19 protein-coding genes and 1 tRNA gene are annotated in these 21,517 nt (G+C 69.1%); 12 read left to right on the top strand and 8 right to left on the bottom strand.

From position 1 onward, the window contains the following. Positions 1-14 precede the first annotated feature (14 nt). Positions 15-794: an IclR family transcriptional regulator C-terminal domain-containing protein gene (locus LWW96_RS19945; RefSeq protein ID WP_291489607.1), complete on the bottom strand. Its 780-nt coding sequence runs from the start codon at positions 792-794 to the stop codon at positions 15-17. A 218-nt stretch (positions 795-1,012) separates the two neighbouring features. Between LWW96_RS19945 and pobA the strand changes: the two genes are divergently transcribed. After that, positions 1,013-2,197, top strand: a complete 1,185-nt coding sequence (gene pobA, locus LWW96_RS19940) for a 4-hydroxybenzoate 3-monooxygenase (protein ID WP_291489606.1) — start codon at positions 1,013-1,015, stop codon at positions 2,195-2,197. A gap of 308 nt (positions 2,198-2,505) precedes the next feature. On the opposite strand, the gene purH is transcribed toward pobA, so the two are convergent. The 4 genes from purH to LWW96_RS19920 all read right to left on the bottom strand — a co-directional run bounded on the left by purH (position 2,506) and on the right by LWW96_RS19920 (position 6,247). Then, the gene (gene purH, locus LWW96_RS19935; RefSeq protein ID WP_291489605.1) at positions 2,506-4,110 is read right to left on the bottom strand and encodes a bifunctional phosphoribosylaminoimidazolecarboxamide formyltransferase/IMP cyclohydrolase; all 1,605 of its coding nucleotides are present in this window, start codon (positions 4,108-4,110) and stop codon (positions 2,506-2,508) included. Positions 4,111-4,207: 97 nt separating this feature from the next. Further along, a complete protein-coding gene (locus tag LWW96_RS19930) occupies positions 4,208-4,441 on the bottom strand; it encodes a Fis family transcriptional regulator (RefSeq protein WP_015015597.1) in 234 nt (77 codons plus the stop codon). Further along, entirely contained in the window at positions 4,438-5,484 is a 1,047-nt protein-coding gene (dusB, locus tag LWW96_RS19925; RefSeq protein ID WP_291489604.1) for a tRNA dihydrouridine synthase DusB, read from the bottom strand. Before dusB ends, LWW96_RS19930 begins: the two co-directional genes overlap by 4 nt. Positions 5,485-5,674: 190 nt before the next feature. After that, positions 5,675-6,247 carry a D-Ala-D-Ala dipeptidase gene (locus LWW96_RS19920; RefSeq protein ID WP_291489603.1) on the bottom strand — a complete coding sequence of 191 codons (573 nt, stop codon included), beginning with the start codon at positions 6,245-6,247 and terminating at the stop codon, positions 5,675-5,677. Positions 6,248-6,427: 180 nt separating this feature from the next. Here LWW96_RS19920 and LWW96_RS19915 point away from each other — a divergent pair, with 180 nt between their 5' ends. Further along, a complete protein-coding gene (locus LWW96_RS19915) occupies positions 6,428-6,910 on the top strand; it encodes a YqaA family protein (RefSeq protein ID WP_291489602.1) in 483 nt (160 codons plus the stop codon). Positions 6,911-6,929: 19 nt separating this feature from the next. Here LWW96_RS19915 and LWW96_RS19910 read toward each other — a convergent pair whose 3' ends face one another. The 3 genes from LWW96_RS19910 to LWW96_RS19900 all read right to left on the bottom strand — a co-directional run bounded on the left by LWW96_RS19910 (position 6,930) and on the right by LWW96_RS19900 (position 10,552). Beyond that, a complete protein-coding gene (locus LWW96_RS19910) occupies positions 6,930-8,156 on the bottom strand; it encodes a GGDEF domain-containing protein (RefSeq protein WP_291489601.1) in 1,227 nt (408 codons plus the stop codon). Positions 8,157-8,506: 350 nt separating this feature from the next. After that, on the bottom strand, positions 8,507-9,601 hold the full coding sequence (gene ychF / locus LWW96_RS19905; protein WP_291489600.1) for a redox-regulated ATPase YchF: 1,095 nt from the start codon (positions 9,599-9,601) through the stop codon (positions 8,507-8,509). Positions 9,602-9,682: 81 nt separating this feature from the next. Continuing rightward, positions 9,683-10,552, bottom strand: coding sequence for an MOSC N-terminal beta barrel domain-containing protein (locus LWW96_RS19900; RefSeq protein ID WP_291489599.1), 870 nt, complete (start codon positions 10,550-10,552; stop codon positions 9,683-9,685). A 103-nt stretch (positions 10,553-10,655) separates the two neighbouring features. Here LWW96_RS19900 and LWW96_RS19895 point away from each other — a divergent pair, with 103 nt between their 5' ends. The 10 genes from LWW96_RS19895 (at position 10,656) to LWW96_RS19850 (ending at position 21,386) form a co-directional block, all read left to right on the top strand. Further along, entirely contained in the window at positions 10,656-11,792 is a 1,137-nt protein-coding gene (locus tag LWW96_RS19895; RefSeq protein WP_291489598.1) for an FAD-dependent monooxygenase, read from the top strand. Between the two features lie 48 nt (positions 11,793-11,840). Next, positions 11,841-12,575, top strand: a complete 735-nt coding sequence (locus LWW96_RS19890; protein WP_291489597.1) for a DsbC family protein — start codon at positions 11,841-11,843, stop codon at positions 12,573-12,575. Between the two features lie 93 nt (positions 12,576-12,668). Beyond that, positions 12,669-14,531 carry a peptidase M61 gene (locus LWW96_RS19885; protein WP_291489596.1) on the top strand — a complete coding sequence of 621 codons (1,863 nt, stop codon included), beginning with the start codon at positions 12,669-12,671 and terminating at the stop codon, positions 14,529-14,531. A gap of 158 nt (positions 14,532-14,689) precedes the next feature. Next, on the top strand, positions 14,690-15,469 hold the full coding sequence (locus LWW96_RS19880; protein ID WP_291489595.1) for an enoyl-CoA hydratase: 780 nt from the start codon (positions 14,690-14,692) through the stop codon (positions 15,467-15,469). A gap of 25 nt (positions 15,470-15,494) precedes the next feature. Beyond that, positions 15,495-15,571, top strand: a tRNA-Met gene (locus LWW96_RS19875). A 221-nt stretch (positions 15,572-15,792) separates the two neighbouring features. After that, complete coding sequence (locus LWW96_RS19870) at positions 15,793-16,236, top strand: hypothetical protein (protein WP_291489594.1); 444 nt, start codon at positions 15,793-15,795, stop codon at positions 16,234-16,236. Between the two features lie 118 nt (positions 16,237-16,354). After that, a complete protein-coding gene (gene miaB / locus LWW96_RS19865; RefSeq protein WP_291489593.1) occupies positions 16,355-17,713 on the top strand; it encodes a tRNA (N6-isopentenyl adenosine(37)-C2)-methylthiotransferase MiaB in 1,359 nt (452 codons plus the stop codon). A 56-nt stretch (positions 17,714-17,769) separates the two neighbouring features. Continuing rightward, a complete protein-coding gene (locus LWW96_RS19860; protein WP_291489592.1) occupies positions 17,770-19,230 on the top strand; it encodes an ATP-binding protein in 1,461 nt (486 codons plus the stop codon). Beyond that, entirely contained in the window at positions 19,220-19,936 is a 717-nt protein-coding gene (locus LWW96_RS19855) for a hypothetical protein (protein WP_291489591.1), read from the top strand. The genes LWW96_RS19860 and LWW96_RS19855 overlap by 11 nt, the downstream gene beginning before the upstream one ends. A gap of 34 nt (positions 19,937-19,970) precedes the next feature. Beyond that, positions 19,971-21,386, top strand: a complete 1,416-nt coding sequence (locus LWW96_RS19850) for a sigma 54-interacting transcriptional regulator (RefSeq protein ID WP_291489590.1) — start codon at positions 19,971-19,973, stop codon at positions 21,384-21,386. Positions 21,387-21,517: the final 131 nt, after the last annotated feature.

The following is a 21,517-nucleotide window of genomic DNA, read 5'->3' as shown; positions in this document are numbered from 1 at the left end:
CTACAGCAGCGCCACTACAGCAGCCCGCGCAGCTCCCGCGCGGCATCCTGCAGCAGTGGCAGCAGGTCGCGCTGCAGGCTGCCTTCGTCGATCTGCTTGGGCGACGCCACCACGTTCAGCGCCGCCACCGTGCGGCCCTGCAGGTTGCGCAGCGGCACGGCCAGGGCGTGCACGCCCAGTTCGTGCTCTTCCACCGCCACACAGTAGTCGTCGCGCCGCGCCTGGGCAATCACCTGGCGCAGCGGGCCGACCTGCGTGATGGTGCGGGGCGTGAGCCGCTGCAGCGTGCGCCCCTTGAGCCAGGCCGTGAGCGCAGCGGGCGGCAGCGCGGCCAGCAGCACCCGCCCGGTGGAGGTGGGGTGCGCCGGCAGCCGCGCCCCCAGGTGCAGGCCATAGGCCAGCACACGCGAAGGCGCGCCGTACACGCCGCTGCGCGCCACGATCACCACCTCGTCGCCATCCAGCACCACGGCCGAGAACGACTGCTGCGTTTGCGCGGCCAGCCGGTTCAGCGTGGGCTGCAGCACCCGCGGCAGCCGGGCCGAGGCCAGGTAGCTGCCCGAAAAGCGCAGCACCTTGGGCGCCAGCCAGAAGTAGCTGCCGTCCGTCTCCAGATAGCCCAGGTGCGCCAACGTGAGCAGGTGCCGCCGCGCCGCGGCCCGCGTGAGGCCCGTGCGCTGCGCGGCCAGCGTGGCGTTGAGGCGCTGGCGCTCGGTGTCAAAGCTCTCCAGCACGGCCAGGCCCTTGGCCATGCCTTCGATGAAGTCTGCCTTGGCAATGGGGAAGCTGCTCATGGGTGAGTGACGAAAGGCGAAAAGGACTGCCCGTACCGGGCACCGCGACGATTGCGCGATGATCGCACAAGCAGTGCAACAACCGCACGCAATCCGCCGCGCGGCCTCGCCGTTTGATCTGCATCAACCTACGCTTGATCCACATCAATCAGCACGGCGGCAGCCCCAGGGGCAGTACCGCCGCCGTGCCCCCACCATTGCTTTGTGAGGTGTTTCCCATGCGTACCCAGGTTGCCATCGTTGGCGCAGGCCCTGCCGGCCTGCTGCTCGGCCAGTTGTTGTTCAAGTCCGGCATCGACGCCGTCATCATCGAGCAGCGCAGCCCCGACTACGTGCTCGGCCGCATCCGCGCCGGCGTGCTGGAGCAGGTCAGCATGGACCTGCTCGACCAGGCTGGCGTGGGCGCGCGCGCCCATGCCGAAGGGCTGCCGCACGACGGCATCGAGCTGCTGTTCAAGGGTGCGCGCCACCGCATCGACCTGCATGCGCTCAGCGGCGGCAGCCGCGTGACGGTGTACGGCCAGACCGAAGTGACCCGCGACCTGATGGACGCGCGCGCCACAGAAGGCCTGACCACGGTGTACGAAGCGCAGAACGTGCAAGTGCACGATTTCGACGGCCAGCAGCCGCGCGTGACCTACGAGAAGGACGGCCAGACGCACACGGTGGCCTGCGACTTCATCGCCGGCTGCGACGGCTACCACGGCGTGTGCCGCGCCAGCGCCCCGGCCGACCTGCTCAAGACCTACGAACGCGTGTACCCCTTTGGCTGGCTGGGCGTGCTGGCCGATGTGCCGCCCGTGTCGCACGAACTGATTTACGCCAACACCGAGCGCGGCTTCGCGCTGTGCAGCATGCGCAGCACCACCCGCAGCCGCTACTACGTGCAGGTGCCCAGCACCGACAAGATCGAGAACTGGACCATCGACCAGTTCTGGACCGAGCTGGGCAACCGCCTGGACCCCGAGGCCCGCGCGAACCTGGTCACCGGCCCGGCGCTGGAGATGAGCATCGCCCCGCTGCGCAGCTTTGTGGCCGAGCCGATGCGTTTTGGCCGCCTGTTCCTCGCCGGCGACGCCGCCCACATCGTTCCGCCCACCGGCGCCAAGGGCCTGAACCTGGCCGCCAGCGACGTGGGCTACCTGTGGACCGCCCTGACCGAGTTCTACCGGGAGAAATCCTCCGCGGGCATCGACACCTACTCCGACCGCTGCCTGCGCCGCGTGTGGCGCGCCGAGCGCTTCTCGTGGTGGTTCACCTCGCTGATGCACCGCTTCCCCGAGACCGGCGAGTTCGGCCAGAAGATCCAGGAAGCGGAGCTGGACTACCTCGTCAACTCGCGCGCCGCCTCGGTGTCGTTGGCGGAGAACTATGTGGGGCTGCCGATGAACTTCGGCGCCTGAGGCGGAACGCCACCTGCGCTGGAAAGCCGCCGGCTTGGCGCCGCGTCGCACAAAGAAAAAGGCGGCTCAGGCCGCCTTTTGTTTTCCCCTCTGCCGACAGAAAGCGCACGGCCCATGCCAGCGCACCAGCGCAAAGGCCGCCCCGCCGCGCTGGCGGTGTCCCCCTTCCCGAATGGCGCAGCCATTCGATAGAAGGGGCTGAGGGCCGCGGCTCCAAGCCTGCCTGCGCAGGCTTGGACGAGCCCGAAGAGCCACCGCCTCTGGCGGTGGTGCCGAGGCGCGCAGCGCCTCAGGGGGATGTACCGAATTCAATGGCGGAAATGGCGCACGCCGCTGAAGACCATGGCCACGCCGCGCTCGTTGGCGGCATCAATCACCTCGTTGTCGCGCATCGAGCCGCCGGGCTGGATCACGCAGGTCGCGCCCGCGTCCACCACCACGTCCAGGCCGTCACGGAACGGGAAGAACGCATCGCTGGCCACCGCCGTGCCCTGCAACGTGAGGCCCGCGTGGCCCGCTTTGATGCTGGCGATGCGGGCGGAATCCAGGCGGCTCATCTGGCCCGCGCCCACGCCCATGGTCATCCCGCCCTTGCAGAAGACGATGGCGTTGCTCTTGACGTACTTGGCCACCTTCCAGGCGAACAGCAGGTCTTCCATTTCTTCCAGCGTGGGCTGCTTTTTCGTGACGACCTTCAGGTCCACCAGCGACAGCTCGTGGTTGTCGGCCGTCTGCAGCAGCAGGCCGGAGCCGATGCGCTTGGCGTCCATGGCATTGCGGCCGCGTTCCCAGTCCGTCTTGCCGCCGTGGGCGGGCGGCAGCGCGATCTTGAGCAGGCGCACGTTGACCTTGCTCTTGAAGATCTCCAGCGCTTCGGCCGTGAAGTCGGGCGCCATCAGCACCTCCACAAACTGCTTGCTGATCTGCGCGGCGGCGGCGCCATCCAGCGTGCGGTTCAGGGCGATGATGCCGCCGAACGCGCTGGTCGGGTCGGTCTGGAAGGCCTTGCTGTAGGCGTCCAGCGCATCCAGGCCCACGGCCACGCCGCAGGGGTTGGCGTGCTTGACGATCACGCAAGCCGCGGCGTCAAAGCCCTTCACGCATTCCCAGGCCGCGTCGGCGTCGGCGATGTTGTTGTAGCTCAGCTCCTTGCCCTGCAGCTGCTCGGCCGTGACCAGCGAGCCGGGCGCGGGGTGCAGGTCGCGGTACAGCGCGGCCTGCTGGTGGCTGTTTTCGCCGTAGCGCAGGTCCTGCACCTTGGTGAAGATGCCGTTGCTCTGGCCGGGGAACAGGGCGCGCGTGGGCACGTAGGTTTCCGACAGCTTGTCTTCATCGAAGGTGACGGACGAGAGGTAGTCGCTGATCGCGCCGTCGTACTGCGCGATGCGGTTGAATGCCGCCACCGACAGCGCGAAGCGCAACTTGTCGCTGAGCTTGCCGCCGGCCTTCAGCTCGGCCAGCACGGCCTCGTACTGGTCGGCCGAAGTGATCACGCCCACGTCCTGCCAGTTCTTGGCGGCGCTGCGCACCATGGCGGGGCCGCCGATGTCGATGTTCTCGATGGCATCGGCCAGCGTGCAGCCGGCCTTGGCCACGGTGGCTTCAAACGGGTAGAGGTTGACCACCAGCAGGTCGATGGTGTCGATGCCGTGCTCCTTCAGCGCGGCCATGTGGGCGGGCACATCGCGGCGGGCCAGCAGGCCGCCGTGCACCTTGGGGTGCAGCGTCTTCACGCGGCCGTCGAGCATCTCGGGGAATTGCGTGACCTCGGCCACTTCGGTCACGGGCAGGCCGTTGTCGGCCAGCAGCTTGGCGGTGCCGCCGGTGGACAGCAGCCTGATGCCCAGCGCGTGCAGCGCTTGCGCGAATTCGACGATGCCGGTCTTGTCGGAGACGGAGAGGAGTGCGTTCATGGTGGTGGTGCAGAGTTTTGAATAAAAACGGGCTGCAGCGCTTATGTATCAAGCGCAAACAGCTATCAAATCAATAGTAAAATGCCTGACATCCGGCTCACAGCAGCTTGTGCTCGACCAGCTTCTTGCGCAGCGTGTTGCGGTTCAGGCCCAGCCATTCGGCCGCGCGCGACTGGTTGTTGTCGGCCTGCTGCATCACGACTTCCAGCAGCGGGCGCTCGACCACGCGCACCAGCATGTCGTACATGCCATCGGGCGTCTCGCCGCCCAGGTCGCGGAAGTAGCCCTGCAGGCTCTCGCGCACGCATTCCTCGATGTGTTTCTTGCTCATGCAGCCAATCCCTCTTGTTCTTCTGTGTCGGCGTCCGCGGCGGTGGCGGCGGGCAGCCGGTCCATCTGCTGCGCAAGGGCATCCAGATAGTCGGCCACGGCCTGCCACTGCGTGGCGCAGTCTTCAATGGTGTTGATGTGTTGCCGCAAGGCCTCGCCACCCGGCAGCGCGCGCAGGTACCAGGCAATGTGCTTGCGCGCACTGCGCACGCCGGTCTGCTCGCCGTACAGGTGGTAGTGGTCTTGCAGGTGGTCCAGCAGCAGGCGGCGCACCTCGGCCACCAGCGGTGGCGCCAGGTGTTCGCCCGTGGCCAGGAAGTGGCCGATCTCGCGGAAGATCCACGGCCGGCCCTGGGCGGCGCGGCCGATCATGACCGCGTCGGCCCCGGTGATGGCGAGTACATCGCGCGCCTTCTCAGGCGAGGTGATGTCGCCGTTGGCCACCACGGGCACCTTCACCGCGGCCTTCACCGCCGCGATGGTGTCGTACTCGGCCTGGCCCTTGTAGCCTTGCTCGCGCGTGCGGCCGTGCACCGTGAGCATCTGGATGCCCACGGACTCGAACTGCCGCGCCAGCGTGACGGCGTTCTTGTGCTGCTGGCACCAGCCCGTGCGCATCTTCAGCGTGACGGGCACGTTGAAAGGCGCGCAGGCCTCGACCACTGCGGCAGCGATCTCCACCGCCAGCGCCTCGTTCTGCATCAGGGCGGAACCCGCCCACTTGTTGCAGACCTTCTTGGCCGGGCAGCCCATGTTGATGTCGATGATCTGCGCGCCGCGTTCCACGTTGTAGACCGCGGCCTCGGCCATCATCGGCGCATCGGTGCCGGCGATCTGCACGGCAATGGGGCCCGGCTCCCCTTCATGGTTGGCCCGGCGCGAGGTCTTGAGGCTGTTCCACAAGTCCCTGCGCGAGGTCACCATCTCGCTCACCGCGTACCCCGCGCCCAGCGCCTTGCACAGCTGGCGGAAGGGCCGGTCGGTGACGCCCGCCATCGGGGCGACGAACAGCCGGTTCGCCAGGGGAATGTGGCCGATCTGCATGGGGCGGGGATGGGTGGGGGCAGCAGCGAATGCTGAAAAAGGAGGCAGGATTGTACCTGCTCAAAATTTCAGCAAATGAAATGATGGAACGATCCGCTCGGCTTCCAGTGCAGACAGGCTCTCAGCCCCCGGTGGAGGCCGCCGGTGCGCACCCCGCCGGGGCTGCGCCGCGGTGTGCGGAGCGCGCGCCTCAGCGGGCGGCCAGGTCCGTTTCGGCCGCGGCAGCAGGCACCGCTGCCGGGGCGCGCCGGGCAAACCGCCACCAGGCCTCGGCCGCGCCGTCCCACTGGTGGCGCGCCATCAGGGCGCGCAGCCACTCGCGGTTGTAAAGCACGTCGGGCGAGAAGCCCTGGGCGGCGCGTTCCGCCCCCGGTTGCAACACCCCGGCGGGCGTGCCCATATCGACCACCTGCCCATCCGCCAGCGGGCCGCGCACGACCTTGCTCGCCTTCATGCCGTCCACCACGCGCACCCGCACGGCCCAGCCCGTCCCGGCGCAGATGGCCTCCAGGGTCATACCCTGCTGCGCCAGCTCCCGGGCCGCGGCGCCCAGCCCGTCCGGAACCGGCGCTACCTGCTGCGTGCAGGCCGCCAGCTCTGCCGCCGTCCACGCGCCACCGGTCGCCGCCGGCACCGCCGCTTGCGGGCTGTGGACGCACGCGGCCAGCAGCAGGGCGAGCAGTGCCGCAGGCCAGCGCACGCCCGGTGGCATGCTCTCCGGGCTGCGGTGGGTGCTGGCGCCTTGGCAGGGTTCACGGTGCATGGGGCCTCCTCCTGGTACGGTCCGTCTGGGGTGGTCGCGTGCCCCTGGCAGGGACACGGGAACAGGCTTCCACGATAGTGACGCGCCCTGTACCGGCGCATGCGCGTTCGCCGCCAGCCGGCGTAGGACGGCGCCGCCTGGTGCCCAGGCGCGGGCAGCGCCCGCCTACACTCGGCGCGTATGGAAATCTGGATGCACCAGCTGCTGCAATGGCTTGCCCTGCCGCAATTCGGCCTGAGCACGGTCCTCGTCGTGTCGTTCATCTCGGCCACGCTGCTGCCGCTGGGGTCCGAGCCGGCCGTGTTCGGCCTGATCAAGCTCAATCCGGACCTGTTCTGGCCGGCCATCCTGGTGGCCACGGTCGGCAACACCCTGGGGGGCGCCGTGAGCTGGTGGATGGGCCTGGGTGCCCACAAGGTGGTGGACAAGGCCCGAGGCAGCGCCACGGAGGTGCGCGCCCTGCAATGGCTGCGGCGCTTTGGCGCACGCGCCTGCCTGCTGAGCTGGCTGCCGGTGGTGGGGGACCCGCTGTGCGCGGTGGCCGGCTGGCTCAAGCTGCCGTTCTGGCCCTGCCTGGCCTACATGGCCGTGGGCAAGTTCTTCCGCTACCTGGTGATGACCAGCGCGCTGCTGTACGCCCTGCCCGGCCACCTGGCCGTGTGAGCGCCCGCTGCGCGCGCCGTCAGGCGGCGCCCGCCGCTTCGGGCAGCAGCGAATCGTCGCGCGCCACGGGCTCTTCGACCACCACCTGGTTGCGCCCGCCCTCCTTGGCCAGGTACATGGCGGTATCGGCCCGCGAGAAGAACTCCAGCACCGACTCGCCCATCACGTACTGGGTGACGCCCACCGAGACGGTGACGCGCCCCTTGAGCAGCCCGCTCCAGGCATGGTTCTCCACCTGGGCGCGGATGCGTTCGCAGGTGTTGAGCGCGGGCAGCAGCGTGGTGGCGGGGAAGATCAGCAAGAACTCTTCGCCCCCATAGCGGCCGAACACGTCGCCGCCGCGCACCCCTTGCTGCGCAATGCGGGCAAAGCCGCGCAGCACCTCATCCCCCTCCAGGTGGCCGAGCTCGTCGTTGATGCGCTTGAAGTGATCCAGGTCTAGCACCGCCAGGCACAGCGGAATGCCGCTCTCGTCCGCCAGCTGCTTCTGCTCTTCCAGCGCCGCCAGGATGTAGCGGCGGTTGAAGCACCCGAGCAGCGGGTCGCGCTGCGCGTCTTCCTGGATGTTCTTGATCTTGCGGCTGGCGTGGTAAAGGCTGCGGTACAGGCGCTGCACCCGTCCCATGAGCACGATGAAAGCCGGCAACGACAGGGCCAGCGCCAGCCAGTGCAGCATGCCCAGGCGCAGCAGCGCACCGCCGGGCTGCTGCACCGCGTGCAGGCCCACCACCACCCCGTACAGCGCCAGCAGGCCGCCCGTGAGTGCCAGCAGCGCCGTGCGCGGCACCGTGAAGATGCCGTAGGCCACGGCCACGAAGGCAAAGGGCGCCAGCAGAATCTGGGTGACCGGCGCAAGGTAGGCCACGCCCAGCATGGCCGCCATGGCCGTCGCCACCATGGCCAGCTTGAGGTGCCGGTGGCGCACCTTCTTGTACAGGCCGGTGCTGAACACGACCCAGAACACGCCGCACCCCAGGGCCACCAGCGCGCACAGCGCCGCCAGCACCCGCAACTCCACCACCCCCAGGGCGACAAAGCCGGCCAGCGCCAGCACGTACAAACTGATCAGCCCCCCCGCCTGCAGCCATTGCCGCACGGCACTCTGCCCGCCCTGCGGCCCCATCCCGTCCATGGCCCGGCGGGCAGGCCGCACGGCCACGGAAGACGAGTCATCGAACTCCATGACAGCTTCGGACAGCGGGAAAGCGTCCGTCGCCGAAAACGGATTCTTGCGACGAAAAAACATGCGGAGAGGCGGGCACAAGCCCCAGTTCGTAGAAGGGGCATTTCACCACAGCGACATCCCAGCCGGCGTTGACCCCTGACAAACAAGCCCGCGCATCTTGGGCAAAAAATGCGCGGGCTTCTCCGTGTTGCGAGTGCGTCCCGGCACCGCGGCCGGTCGCGAGTCGCCCAGCGGCGGCCGGGGGGCTAGGAGTCTGCTCGGCAGAAGGAGCATCGGCTGCAACGCGCGATAAACCGGTCTCGCGCGGTGCTACCTCCTGCGCCCAGGGGGCCACCCTGGGCTTGTCGCTAGCACCACGCGATCCTCGGTTTTCGCGCGTTTCGCTTCGATGCCTTCTGCCGCGCAGACTCCTAGACGTTGAACAGGAAGTTCAGGACGTCGCCGTCCTTGACCACGTACTCCTTGCCTTCGGCGCGCATCTTCCCCGCGTCCTTGGCGCCCTGCTCGCCCTTGTAGGTGATGAAGTCATCGAACGCAATGGTCTGGGCCCGGATGAAGCCGCGCTCGAAGTCGCCGTGGATGACCCCGGCGGCCTGCGGTGCCGTGTCGCCCACGTGGATGGTCCAGGCGCGCACTTCCTTCACGCCGGCCGTGAAATAGGTCTGCAGCCCCAGCAGGCTGAAGCCCGCGCGGATCAGGCGGTTCAGGCCAGGCTCTTCCAGGCCCATTTCCTGCAGGAACATGTCGCGGTCCTCGTCGCTCATCTCGGCCATTTCGGCCTCGATCTTGGCGCAGATGGCCACCACCGGCGCGCCCTGGCCGGCGGCGTATTCCTTGAGGCGCTCGAGCAGCGGGTTGTTGTCGAACCCGTCCTCGCTCACGTTGCCCACGAACATCGCCGGCTTGGCGGTGATCAGGCAGAACTGCTTGAGTAGCGGAGCGTCCTCCTTGCTCACCGGGACGCTGCGGGCCGGCTTGCCTTCGTTGAGCGCCGCCTGGATGGGCGTGAGCAGCGAGACAAGCTTGGCCGCTTCCTTGTCGTTGCCCGACTTGGCCGCCTTGCTGTAGCGGTTCAGCGCCTTCTCGACCGTGCCCAGGTCGGCCAGGCACAGCTCGGTCTGGATGACCTCGATGTCGGCAATGGGGTCCACGCGGCCCGCCACGTGGATCACGTTGGGGTCTTCAAAGCAACGCACCACGTTCACGATGGCGTCGGTCTCGCGGATGTGCGCCAGGAACTGGTTGCCCAGGCCTTCACCCTTGGAAGCGCCCGCGACCAGGCCCGCGATGTCCACGAACTCGACGATGGCGGGGACGATGCGCTCGGGGTGGATGATTTCGGCCAGCTGCTGCAGGCGCGGATCCGGCACCTCCACCACGCCGGTGTTGGGCTCAATGGTGCAGAAGGGGTAGTTTTCGGCGGCGATGCCGGCCTTGGTCAGCGCATTGAAAAGGGTGGACTTGCCAACATTGGGCAGGCCCACGATGCCGCATTGGAGGCTCATGGCGTGGCTTTCTGGGAATTCGGGGACAAACCGCTGATTTTACGGGGCCGGCATGTCCCACCCGTTGGCGTGGCCCGCCCGCTACTCGAAACGCAGGTCCGCCGCCACGCGCTGGCCCACCCGCAGCACCTGGCCCGCGCCCTGCCGCACGATGGCGTTCATGCCGAAGGTGATGGCGCCGTCCAGCCGCTTGTCCTGCCGGTAGGTGCGCAAGGTGGCGCCCACGCTGGCCGAGCGTTCGGCCGTGGCGGGATCAATGTCTGGAATGGGGCAGCGCGAACAGGGCTTCACCGGCTGCAGGTGGACTTCGCCAGCGGCATCGTCCAGGCGCAGCAGGTCCACCCGGTCTTCATCATGGGCATCCACCCCGCCCAGCACCACGTTGGGCCGGAACCGCTCGATGCCCACCGGGGCATGCCCCGCGGCCTGCAGGCGCGCATTGAGCTCGTCCATCGACGCCTCGCTCGCCACCAGCAGCGGAAACCCGTCCGCAAACTGGTTGGGCGCCTCGATGCCGCCGGTCCACTCCAGGCTGGACAGCCGCCGGTGCTCGGGATCAAAGCGCACCAGCCGGCAGGGCTGCCCCAGAAAGTCCGTGAACCACTGGGCCGCCACGGCGCCCATGTCCCAGGCGGGGACGGTGTCGCGCCACACGGTCACGGTGGCGGGCGCCTCCACGGCGTCGAGCGCCACATGCAAGGCCAGCATGCCCGGGGCACGCAACACCATCTCGTCGCTCTTGAGCTGCGGCCGGACCAGGGCCATGCGGGGCAGCGCGCGCTGCGTCAGGAAATTGCCTTCGGCATCCACCACCATCCAGGCACGGTCCAGGTCCAGCCCGGTTTCGGTGAGCAAGGCTTCCTGCACCTCAATGCCGGCGCAGGATTTGACGGGGTACACGAACAGGCGGGCAATGGTGCCGGACAGGTCGGAATCGGTGGGAAAGGTCACGCGGCGTGGCTCCTCTACGCTCTACACACAGCCGTCCTCGCGGGGGACGGAGCCCGATTGTGCTCTGCCACCGCCGCGCGAAGGCCCCTCCTACAATGCGCCCATGGCCCAAACCTTTGATATCTGTATTCGCGGCGGCGGCATTGTGGGCAAGACCCTGGCCCTGCTGCTGGCCCGCGAGCGGCTGAAAGTGGCCCTGGTGGCGGTGCCCGGCGCCGCGGGCCCGGCCCTGTCGGACGTCCGGGCCTATGCGCTGAATGCGGCGTCGCGGCAGCTGCTCGAATCGCTGCGCAGCTGGCCAGACGCCGAACATGCCACCGCCGTGCGGTCCATGCACGTGCAGGGTGATCAGGACGGCGCCGTGCACTTTGACGCCGCCACGCAGGGGGTGGACGCCCTGACCTGGATCGTGGATGTCCCGGCCCTGGAGGCCCGCCTGGCCGAAGCCGTGCGCTACCAGCCCCAGGTGGAAGTGGTGGCGGCCCCGGTGCCGGCCGCGCTGACGGTGGTGTGCGAAGGGCGCGCCAGCAGCACCCGCGAAGAATTTGGCGCCACCTTCCACGTCACGCCGTATCCGCAGCACGCCATCGCCACCCGGCTGCAGTGCGAGCGCCCGCACGGGCAGGTAGCCCGGCAGTGGTTCCTGCCCGACGGGATCCTGGCGTTCCTGCCCCTGGGCGGGCCGCAGGGGCATTCGGTGGCCGTCGTCTGGTCCGTGCCGCAAGGCGAGGCCGCGCCGCTGCTGGCGCTGTCGCCCGAGGACTTCGCCCAGCGGCTGGGCGAGGCCAGCCAGCATGCCCTCGGCACGCTGGCGCTGAGCGCCGAACGCGCCGCCTGGCCCCTGCAGCTGGCCCGCGCCGACCGCTGGTGCGGCAGCCTGCCCCCGGCGGGCGGCAAGGCCGCGCGCAGCTGGGTGTTGGCCGGCGACGCCGCGCACAATGTGCATCCGCTGGCCGGCCAGGGCCTGAACCTGGGCTTGGCCGATGCCCGCGCACTCGCCCGCACGCTGCACGGCAGGGATTACTGGCGCAGCGTGGCCGATCTGCGCCTGCTGCGGCAGTACGAGCGGGAGCGCAAGGCGGCCCTGGTGCCCATGGGGCTGGCCACGGACGGCCTGCAGCAGCTTTTCTCCCGGCCCGAAGGCGCGCTGCAATCGCTGCGCAACTGGGGCATGAAGGGTTTCGAGCGCAGCAGCCTCCTGAAGAATTTCGTGGCCCGGCAGGCCATGGGAAACTATTGATCCCTCGGCGGACTCCCTGCAGAGCCCCCAACGTTGAATGAGAACTCCATGAAACTGATCCCCTCCCTGATCGCCGCCGCCACCCTGGCTTGCGGTTTTGCCGCTTCCGCGCAAGAAGCGGACATCCGCAAGGCGCTCGCCGAGCGCATTCCCCAGATGGACAAGATCGACGAGGTGCGCCCGACGGCCATGAAGGGCCTGTACGAAGTGCGCATCGGGACGGATCTGTTCTATACCGACGCCAAGGGCGACTACGTGATCCAGGGCGAGCTGATCGACACCAAGGTGCGCCGCAACCTGACCGAAGACCGCATCACCAAGCTCACCGCCATCAACTTTGCCGCGCTGCCCTTCAAGGACGCGATCACCATCGTGCGCGGCGACGGCAAGCGCAAGGTGGCTGTGTTTGAAGACCCCAACTGCGGCTACTGCAAGCGCTTTGAGCGCGACCTGCAGAACGTGGACAACGTGACGGTGTACCTGTTCCTGTACCCCATCCTGAGCCCGGACTCCGCCGAGAAATCGCGCAACATCTGGTGCTCCAAAGACCCGGTGACCGCCTGGCAGGACCAGATGGTGCGCGACAAGGCCGCGCCCGCCGCGAGCTGCGACACCGGCGCGCTGCAGCGCAATCTGGCCCTGGGCCGCAAGCACAAGATTACCGGAACGCCGACCCTGATTTTTGCCAACGGAGCCCGCGTGCCCGGCGCCATCGGCGCCAAGGACGTGGAAAAGCGGCTCGCAGAAGCCGGCGCAGGCACCGAGCCGACCGCCACCAACTGATCCAGCGCGGACCGCGGCACACGCGCCGCCTGCGGTCCTTGCCCGCCCTCCGGCCGTCCGCTTCGGCCGGCCCGCCCGAACCGCCGCCTCCGCATGCCTACTTCCCGCCCGCCCAAAGCCCCCGCCGGCGTTCACTACCGTGTGGAGCCCTCGGATGTCCTGGCCCACCTGTTCCGCATCACGCTGACCATCGCGCGGCCCGCGCCGGGGCAGGAAGTTTCGCTGCCGGTCTGGATTCCGGGCAGCTATCTGGTGCGGGAGTTTTCCAAGAACCTGCAGGAGCTGCGGGCCACCCAGGGCCGGGCCGCCGTGCGGCTGACCCAGCTGGACAAGCACCGCTGGCAGGCCGACTGCACGGCCGGCGCCCCCTTGGTGCTGACCTATGCGGTCTGCGCCTACGACACCTCGGTGCGCACGGCCTGGCTCGATGCATCGCGCGGGTTCTTCAACGGCACCAGCCTGTGCCTGCGCGTGCACGGGCAGGAAGCCCTGCGCCACACGCTGGAGATCGCCCGCACGCCCGCCACGGCCGAATGGTCCGCGGCCACCGGCCTGTCCGCGCTGCAGGTGGACCGCAAGGGCTTCGGCCTGTATGCCGCGGCGAACTATGACGAGCTGGTCGACTGCCCGGTGGAAATGGGGACGTTCTGGGTGGGACGCTTCACCGCGTGCGGCGTGCCCCACCGCTTCGTGGTGGCCGGCGCGGCGCCGTCGTTTGACGGCAAGCGCCTGCTGGACGACGCGCGCAAGGTCTGCGAGACCGCCATCCGCTTCTGGCACGGCGAGGGCAAGCCGCCGTTCAAGAACTACCTGTTCCTGCTCAATGCCGTGGGCGACGGCTATGGCGGCCTGGAGCACCGCAACTCCACCGCGCTGATCTGCGGCCGGCGCGACCTGCCGCGCGTGGGCGAAGCCCGCGCCAGCGAGGGCTACACCACGCTGCTGGGGCTGATCAGCCACGAGTATTTCCACACCTGGAACGTCAAGCGCCTGCGTCCGGCCGAGTTCGCCACCTACGACTATGCGCGCGAGAACTACACCGGGCTGCTGTGGTTTTTCGAGGGCTTCACGAGCTACTACGACGACCTGCTGCTGCGCCGCGCCGGCCTGATCGACGACGCAACCTACCTGCGGCTCATCACCAAGACGGTCAACCAGGTGCTGCAGACCCCCGGCCGCTTCGTGCAGACGGTGGCGCAGGCCAGTTTCGACGCCTGGGTCAAGTACTACCGCCAGGACGAGAACACCCCGAACGCGACGGTGAGCTACTACACCAAGGGTTCGCTGGTGGCCCTGTGCCTGGACCTGGCGCTGCGCAGCAGCGGCGGTGCCGGCGGCCGGGCCAGCCTGGACGAAGCCCTGCGGATGCTGTGGACGCGCAGCCGGGGCGGCCCCGTGACCGAGGCCGACCTGCGGGCCGTGCTGCAAGACCTGGCAGGCCGGCCGTTCGATGCGGAACTGGACCAATGGGTGCACAGCACCGCCGAACTGCCCCTGGCCGAGCTGCTGCAGGCGCACGGCGTGCAGCTCAAGGCCGAGGCGCCGCAGTGGGCGCAGCGCCTGGGGCTGCGGGTGTCGGAAACCCACAGCGTGCACATCAAGACCGTGCTGCGCGGCGGGCTGGCCGAAAAGGCCGGCATGGTGCCCGGCGACGAGTGGCTGGGGCTGGAGGCCGACGGCCAGGGATGGCGCATCAGCAAGCTGGACGACGTGGCCTTCTATGCCGGCACGGCAGCCACCGTGACCGCCCTGGTGGCCCGCGACGGGCGGCTGCTGCGCCTGGCGCTGGAACTGCCCGGCCACGGCCCCCAGGCCGCTGCGCGAAAGCCCCAGCGCAGCGCCGCCAAGACGGCCAAGGCCGCCAAGGCGACCACCACCGCGGCCGCGCCGAACACGCCCGACACCGTCAGCCTGTCGGTCAGCGACACCGCCGCCCTGCAGCGCTGGCTGGGCTGAGGCGCAGGCGCTTGCGTTCGCCGCTGCGCCGGTCCCGTTCCGGCAGCGGCGCACGGCACCGCCGGTGCCCTACGGTGTTCTACCTACGCCGGGGGCGGCCGGCCGGCCTTGGGTATAGTCGTTCGGCTGTCACAACCCCTATAAACCCAGGAGATCCCATGGCCTACGAAACCATCGAGGTCCGCGTCGAAGCGGACAAGGTCGGCGTCATCACGCTCAACCGCCCCAAACAGCTGAATGCACTGAACGACCAGCTGATGAACGAGCTGGGCGCGGCGCTCCAGGCCTTCGATGCGGACGAAAAGATCGGCTGCACCATCCTCACCGGCAGCGAAAAGGCGTTTGCCGCCGGCGCGGACATCGGCGCCATGGCCAAGTACACCTTTGCGGACACGTACAAGGGCGACTACATCACCCGCAACTGGGAGACCATCCGCTCCATCCGCAAGCCCGTGATCGCCGCGGTGAGCGGCTTTGCCCTGGGCGGCGGCTGCGAGCTGGCGATGATGTGCGACTTCATCATCGCCGCGGACAACGCCCGGTTCGGCCAGCCCGAGATCAAGCTGGGCGTGATTCCCGGTGCCGGCGGCACGCAGCGCCTGCCGCGCGCGGTGGGCAAGGCCAAGGCCATGGACATGGCCCTGACGGGCCGCATGATGGACGCGGCCGAGGCCGAGCGCGCCGGGCTGGTCAGCCGGGTCGTGCCCTACGACAAGCTCATGGACGAGGCGCTGGGCGCCGCCCTGGCGATTGCCGGGTTCTCCCAGATCGCCGTGATGGCCGCCAAGGAATCGGTGAACCGCGCCTTCGAAGGCACCCTCTCCGACGGCGTGATGTTCGAGCGCCGCCTCTTCCACGCCCTGTTCGCCACCCAGGACCAGAAGGAAGGCATGGACGCCTTCATGAATAAGCGCGCAGCGAACTTTACGCACCAATAAATTCTGTTCTATAATTTGCGGCTTCGGTGGTATAGCTCAGTTGGTTAGAGCGCAGCATTCATAATGCTGATGTCCCAGGTTCAAGTCCCGGTACCACCACCACATACCAACCCACAGTGCCTGCGCACTGTGGGTTTTTTTCTTGGGGCGCTGCTTCAAAAAGAAGAGCGGCTGCCGCTTGTTGACGCTGGTTTCTGGCACAAAAAGGCCTTGAGTCCGGCTCCAGTCAAGCGCAAGCCGCTATCTTTTTTGACCCTACCCCGGCCTCCGCCCGCCGCCGCGCCCCCTCTTAGAATCGCTGCTTCAGCCCCTGGATGTACACCATGAACCGCTGCACCACGACCTCGCGCCCCGTCCTTTCCCTCGCTCCCCAGTCCCGCGGGCTTCTCGCCGGGCTGGCTTGCGCGCTCGCCCTGTGCGCCCTGCCCGCGGCCGCCCAGGTCCAGCCCGGGCTTGGCGGCGTGCGCACGTTCCCGGATGCGGCCCTGCGCGGCAACCTGACCCTCAATTCGGCGACCGAAGCCACGCTCAACGGCCGCACCATCCGCATGGCCCCCGGCATGCGCCTGCTGAGCCCCCAGAACACGCTGGTGATGATCCACTCCGTGCTGGGCCAGAGCTACAAGGTGAACTACGTCATCGAAAACAGCACCGGCATGCTGCTGACCGCGTGGATCCTCACGCAGGGCGAAGCCGAACAGCCCCGCAAGGGCAGCGACACGGTCGAGCGGAACTTCCGCGCCGAGTCCGACCCCGTCCAGAAGTAAGCCCCGACCGCGCAGCCGCCGCGCCCCGCCCACGGGCGCGCGGGCGGCCCCGTACCGGCGGTGCGCTGCGGCGTGCCGTCCTGTTGTTTCTTTCCGATTGCCCGATTGCGAGCCCGCCATGGCCAAAAAAGTCTTCATCAAAACCTTCGGCTGCCAGATGAACGAGTACGACTCGGACAAGATGGCCGACGTGCTGGGCGCGGCCCAGGGCTACGAGCCCACGCAGAACGTGGACGAGGCCGACCTGATCCTCTTCAACACCTGCTCCGTGCGCGAAAAGGCGCAGGAAAAGGTGTTCAGCGACCTGGGCCGCATCAAGCACCTGAAGGCGCGCGGCGTGAAGATCGGGGTGGGGGGCTGCGTGGCCAGCCAGGAGGGCGCGGAGATCATCAAGCGCGCGCCGTATGTGGACGTGGTGTTCGGCCCGCAAACGCTGCACCGCCTGCCGGAGATGCTGAACCAGCGCGAGCAGCAGGACAAGCCGCAAGTGGACATCAGCTTCCCGGAGATCGAGAAGTTCGACCACCTGCCGCCGGCGCGCGTGGAGGGCGCCAGCGCCTTTGTCTCCATCATGGAAGGCTGCAGCAAGTACTGCAGCTACTGCGTGGTGCCCTACACCCGCGGCGAAGAGGTGAGCCGCCCGTTTGACGACGTGCTGGTGGAGGTGGCGGGCCTGGCCGACCAGGGCGTGAAGGAAGTCACCCTGCTGGGCCAGAACGTGAACGCCTACCTGGGCAAGATGGGCGGCACCGCCGAGGTGGCCGACTTCGCCCTGCTGCTGGAGTACGTGGCGGACATTCCGGGCATCGAGCGCATCCGCTACACCACCAGCCACCCCAACGAGTTCACGCCCCGGCTCATTGACGCCTACGCCCGGATTCCCAAGCTCGCCAGCCACCTGCACCTGCCCGTGCAGCACGGCAGCGACCGCATCCTGATGGCCATGAAGCGCGGCTACACCGCCATGGAATACAAGAGCACGGTGCGCAAGCTGCGCGCCATCCGCCCCGACCTGGCCATGAGCAGCGACTTCATCGTCGGCTTCCCCGGCGAGACCGAGGACGACTTCCGCAAGATGATGAAGCTGATCGACGACATCCACTTCGACAACAGCTTCAGCTTCATCTTCAGCCCGCGCCCCGGTACGCCCGCGGCGGGCCTGTACGACGACACGCCGCACGACGTGAAGCTGCGCCGCCTGCAGGAGCTGCAGGCGGTCATCAACGCCAACATCAAGGCCATCAGCGAAAGCCGCGTGGGCACCGTGCAGCGCATCCTGGTGGAAGGCACGTCCAAGCGCGACGCCCACGAACTCATGGGCCGCACGGAGTGCAACCGCGTGGTCAACTTTGCGGGCCACCCGCGCCTGGTGGGCCAGATGGTGGACGTGCACATCACCGAAGCCAAGGCCTACACGCTGCGCGGTGACGTGGTGCAGCCGCACGCGCAGGGCGACGCCGCCGCCCTGGCGGGCTGAGCACGCCGCCGCAGCAGCAACAGCAGCCGCCGCCCCTCTCCCTTCAGCGCCGCCCTGTGGAGACGTCCCCGCCCACCCCGCCCCGCACGCGCCCCGAAGGGTGGCTGCATGGCTTGTCCTTCCAGCAGTTGCTGCTGCTGGCCTTCCTGCTGATTGCGGGGCTGCTGGGCGTGAGTTCGCTGCGCGCCTTGTACACGCTGGAACAGCTCATGCTGCAAAGCCGCCTGGGCGCCGCGCAGGCCACCGCGCTCAGCAGCGCGGCCCAGGCGCTCAGCCAGCGCGGCCAGGCCCTGGAGCGCGCGGCCCGGCAGTCCCTGGTGCTGCGCGACGCGCCACTGCGCCGCAGCTTCGACGAGATGGCGGTGGAGGCCGCGGGCCTGCTGGAGCAGTTGCGCAAGGGCGGGCTGGCGCAGGACCAGTCCGCCGCGTGGCACACCCATCTCGACGCCGTCAAGGCGCTGCTGGACGCCGCGCCCGACCGTGCGCTGGAGAACGAACAGCGGGTTGCGGAGGAGTTCGTGTCGCTGGAAGCGCTGCATGCGGCCATCGCCCAGTCGGTGCAGGAGCTGAACACCCAGCGCATCCGCGAGCTGCAGGACCGGCTGGAAGCCAGCCGTCGCAGCGTGACGCACCAGGTGGTGGGCGTGATCGTGCTGGCGCTGGTGCTGGCCCTGGCGCTGGGCATCTGGCTGGCCCGCCCGTTCAAGCGGCTGGAACGCGCCATACGCCGCCTGGGCGAGAACCAGCTGGAGGCGCCCGTGGCCATCTACGGCCCGGACGACGTGCGGCGCGTGGGCCAGCAGCTGGAGTGGCTGCGCCTGCGGCTGCTGGAGCTGGACGCGGACAAGGCCCGTTTCCTGCGCCATGTGTCGCACGAACTCAAGACCCCGCTGGCCGCGCTGCGCGAGGGCGTGGCACTGCTGCAGGACGGGGTGACGGGCGAGCTCAACGCCGGGCAGCGCGAGGTGGCGCAGATCCTGCACCACAACACGCTGGTGCTGCAGGAGGAGATCGAGGCCCTGCTGCGGTTCAACGCCGCGGCCTTCGAAGCCCGGCAGCTGCGGCGCCAGGACACCGACCTGCTGGCCCTGCTCGAAGCCCAGGTCGAGGCGCAGCGGCTGCAGTGGCAGGCGCGGGGGCTGCGGGTGCTGGTGGAAGGCACGCCGGTGACCCTGCAGATCGATGCCGAGAAAATCGCCTCCGCCGTGAGCAACCTGCTGTCCAACGCTATCCGTTTCTCCCCCAAGGGGGGAACGGTGCGGCTGACCCTCTCGCGCCACAATGACTGGGTGTTCGTGGACGTATCGGACCAGGGCCCGGGCGTGGCCCAGGCCGACCGCGACCGCGTCTTCGAGCCCTTTTACCGGGGCGTGCGCCAACCCGAGGGCGCGGTGCGTGGCACCGGCATCGGGCTGTCCATCGTCCAGGAGTACGTTGTCGCCCACGGCGGCCGCGTGCGGCTGGTCGAAGAGGGCGTGCACTCCTTCTTTCGCATGGAACTACCGCATGCCGCCTGATTGCCTTCCACCCCACGCGGCCACGCCGGCCGGCCCCGGCCGGGGCCTGCTGCTGGCAGCCGCCCTGCTGCTCGCGGGCTGCCATGCCACGGCCCCCCGTGCGGCGCCACCCGTGCCCGCGCCCGCGCCGGCCGCCACGGCCGAACCGGCCGCACAGGGAACCGCCGCCGCTGCGACGGCCGAGCCTGCGGCTGCACCGGCCCCCGACGCCGCCCGCCCGCCCGCGGCGCCGGCCCCGCAGGCCGGGACCGCGGTGGAACAGGTGCTGGCCTACAGCGACCGCGTCCTGCGCCTGCCGCCGGCAGAGCTGGCCCGCGAAGTGGCCCGCCTGGGCGAGGCCGAGGACGCAGCGCCCGACACCCCGCTGCTGCTGGCCACCGCGCTCGCGCAGACCCGCCAGCCGGTGGACACGGCGCGTGCGCTCGGCCTGGTGCAGCGCGTGCTCGGCAACAGCACCGCGCCCGCGCAAGCCCTGCACCCGCTGGCACGGCTGATGGAAGCGCGCCTGCTGCAGCAGCGCCGCCTGGAAGACCAGCTGGAGCGCCAAACCCAGCAGCTGCGCGATGCCCAGCGGCGCAACGACCAGCTCAACGAACGCCTGGAGGCCGTGCGCGCCATCGAACGCAGCCTGACCACCCGCCCTGCGGCGCTGCCGGCCACCCCGCCCGCACCCGCGGGCAGCAGCCCGCAGCGCCCCGCGCCCTGACGACCGCCCAGCCACCTGCCCGACGCCCAGACCCATGCCCGCAGCCCACGCTCCCTCCCGCGCAACGCCCTCGGCCCGCATCCTGGTGGTGGACGACGATGCGGACATGCTCCGCCTGCTGTCGCTGCGCCTGCAGGCGGCGGGGTACGAGGTAGTGGCCGTGGGTTCGGCCGAGGCGGCCCTGGCCCAGCTCGACATCGCCCGCCCGCAGCTGGTGCTGAGCGACGTGCGCCTGCCGGGCCGCGACGGGCTGGCGCTGTTTGACGAGGTGCGGTCGCGGCACCCGTCCCTGCCGGTCATCCTGCTCACCGCCCACGGCACCATTCCCGATGCGGTGGAAGCCACGTCGCGCGGGGTGTTCACCTACCTGACCAAGCCCTACGACGGCAAGGACCTGCTGGAGAAAATCGCGCAGGCGCTGGCCCTGAGCGCCCCGGCGGTCACCCACGCCCAGGCCAACGAAGCCTGGCGCGCTGACATCGTGAGCCGTTCCACCCGCATGACCGACCTGCTGGCCGAGGCCTACATGGTCGCCCAGTCCGATGCCAGCGTGCTGCTGCTGGGCGACAGCGGAACCGGCAAGGAACTGCTGGCCCAGGCCATCCACCGGGCCAGCCCGCGCGCGCGCCACCCGTTTGTGGCCGTGAACTGCGGTGCCATCCCCGAGACCTTGCTTGAATCCGAGCTGTTCGGCCACGTCAAGGGAGCCTTTACCGACGCCGTGAGCAACCACAAGGGGCTGTTCCAGGCCGCCGACGGCGGCACGCTGCTGCTGGATGAGATCGGGGACATGCCCCCGGCGCTGCAGGTCAAGCTGCTGCGGGTGCTGCAGGAGCGGGCCGTGCGGCCCGTGGGCGCCAGCCAGTCCATCCCCGTGAACGTGCGCATCATCTCGGCCACCCACCGCGACCTGGAGGCGGCCATGGCAGCCGCCCAGTTCCGCGAAGACCTGTACTACCGGCTCAACGTGGTCACGCTGGCGCTGCCCCCGCTGGCGGACCGGCGTGAAGACATCGCCCTGCTGGCGAACCATTTCCTGGACAAGCTCGCGCGCAAGTACGACAAGCGCCTGTCGGGCTTTGCGCCCGAGGCGCTCAAGGCCCTGACGACCGCAGCCTGGCCCGGCAATGTGCGCCAGCTCTACAACGTGGTGGAGCAGGTGTGTGCCCTGTCCACCACGCCGCTGGTGCCCCTGACGCTGGTGCAGCGCGCGCTGCGCACGCCGTCCACGCAGGTCCTCAGCTTTGCGGAGGCGCGCCAGCGCTTTGAGCGCGACTACCTGGTGGGGCTGCTCAAGATGACCGACGGCAATGTGGCCGACGCCGCGCGGCTGGCGCAACGCAACCGCACCGAGTTCTACCGCCTGCTGCAAAAGCACGCGCTGACGCCCGGCCATTTCAAGGCCGACGCGGGCGACGGCGACGATGTCGCCACCGAGCGACACGACTAAGCCGTTGATTTAGCTGGGGTTTTTTTGTCCGCGACTGACCGCCTGTCGCTGAACCACGACAAAAACCGCCCCCGCAGACGCCCGGGAGCGCGCCGCACAACTGCTTACATGCAGAGCCAGCGCTAACCGAT

It is taken from the genome of Acidovorax sp., from assembly GCF_021287135.1.
Taxonomy (GTDB): Bacteria; Pseudomonadota; Gammaproteobacteria; order Burkholderiales; family Burkholderiaceae_C; genus Acidovorax.
This window is presented reverse-complemented; position numbering and strand designations above follow the sequence as displayed.

Bases quoted from the DNA above. Each gene is read 5' to 3' on its own strand.
- LWW96_RS19945 (WP_291489607.1), bottom strand. From the start codon at position 794: ATGAGCAGCTTCCCCATTGCCAAGGCAGACTTCATCGAAGGCATGGCC.
- pobA (WP_291489606.1), top strand. From the start codon at position 1,013: ATGCGTACCCAGGTTGCCATCGTTGGCGCAGGCCCTGCCGGCCTGCTG.
- purH (WP_291489605.1), bottom strand. From the start codon at position 4,110: ATGAACGCACTCCTCTCCGTCTCCGACAAGACCGGCATCGTCGAATTC.
- LWW96_RS19930 (WP_015015597.1), bottom strand. From the start codon at position 4,441: ATGAGCAAGAAACACATCGAGGAATGCGTGCGCGAGAGCCTGCAGGGC.
- dusB (WP_291489604.1), bottom strand. From the start codon at position 5,484: ATGCAGATCGGCCACATTCCCCTGGCGAACCGGCTGTTCGTCGCCCCG.
- LWW96_RS19920 (WP_291489603.1), bottom strand. From the start codon at position 6,247: ATGCACCGTGAACCCTGCCAAGGCGCCAGCACCCACCGCAGCCCGGAG.
- LWW96_RS19915 (WP_291489602.1), top strand. From the start codon at position 6,428: ATGGAAATCTGGATGCACCAGCTGCTGCAATGGCTTGCCCTGCCGCAA.
- LWW96_RS19910 (WP_291489601.1), bottom strand. From the start codon at position 8,156: ATGTTTTTTCGTCGCAAGAATCCGTTTTCGGCGACGGACGCTTTCCCG.
- ychF (WP_291489600.1), bottom strand. From the start codon at position 9,601: ATGAGCCTCCAATGCGGCATCGTGGGCCTGCCCAATGTTGGCAAGTCC.
- LWW96_RS19895 (WP_291489598.1), top strand. From the start codon at position 10,656: ATGGCCCAAACCTTTGATATCTGTATTCGCGGCGGCGGCATTGTGGGC.
- LWW96_RS19890 (WP_291489597.1), top strand. From the start codon at position 11,841: ATGAAACTGATCCCCTCCCTGATCGCCGCCGCCACCCTGGCTTGCGGT.
- LWW96_RS19885 (WP_291489596.1), top strand. From the start codon at position 12,669: ATGCCTACTTCCCGCCCGCCCAAAGCCCCCGCCGGCGTTCACTACCGT.
- LWW96_RS19880 (WP_291489595.1), top strand. From the start codon at position 14,690: ATGGCCTACGAAACCATCGAGGTCCGCGTCGAAGCGGACAAGGTCGGC.
- LWW96_RS19870 (WP_291489594.1), top strand. From the start codon at position 15,793: ATGAACCGCTGCACCACGACCTCGCGCCCCGTCCTTTCCCTCGCTCCC.
- miaB (WP_291489593.1), top strand. From the start codon at position 16,355: ATGGCCAAAAAAGTCTTCATCAAAACCTTCGGCTGCCAGATGAACGAG.
- LWW96_RS19855 (WP_291489591.1), top strand. From the start codon at position 19,220: ATGCCGCCTGATTGCCTTCCACCCCACGCGGCCACGCCGGCCGGCCCC.
- LWW96_RS19850 (WP_291489590.1), top strand. From the start codon at position 19,971: ATGCCCGCAGCCCACGCTCCCTCCCGCGCAACGCCCTCGGCCCGCATC.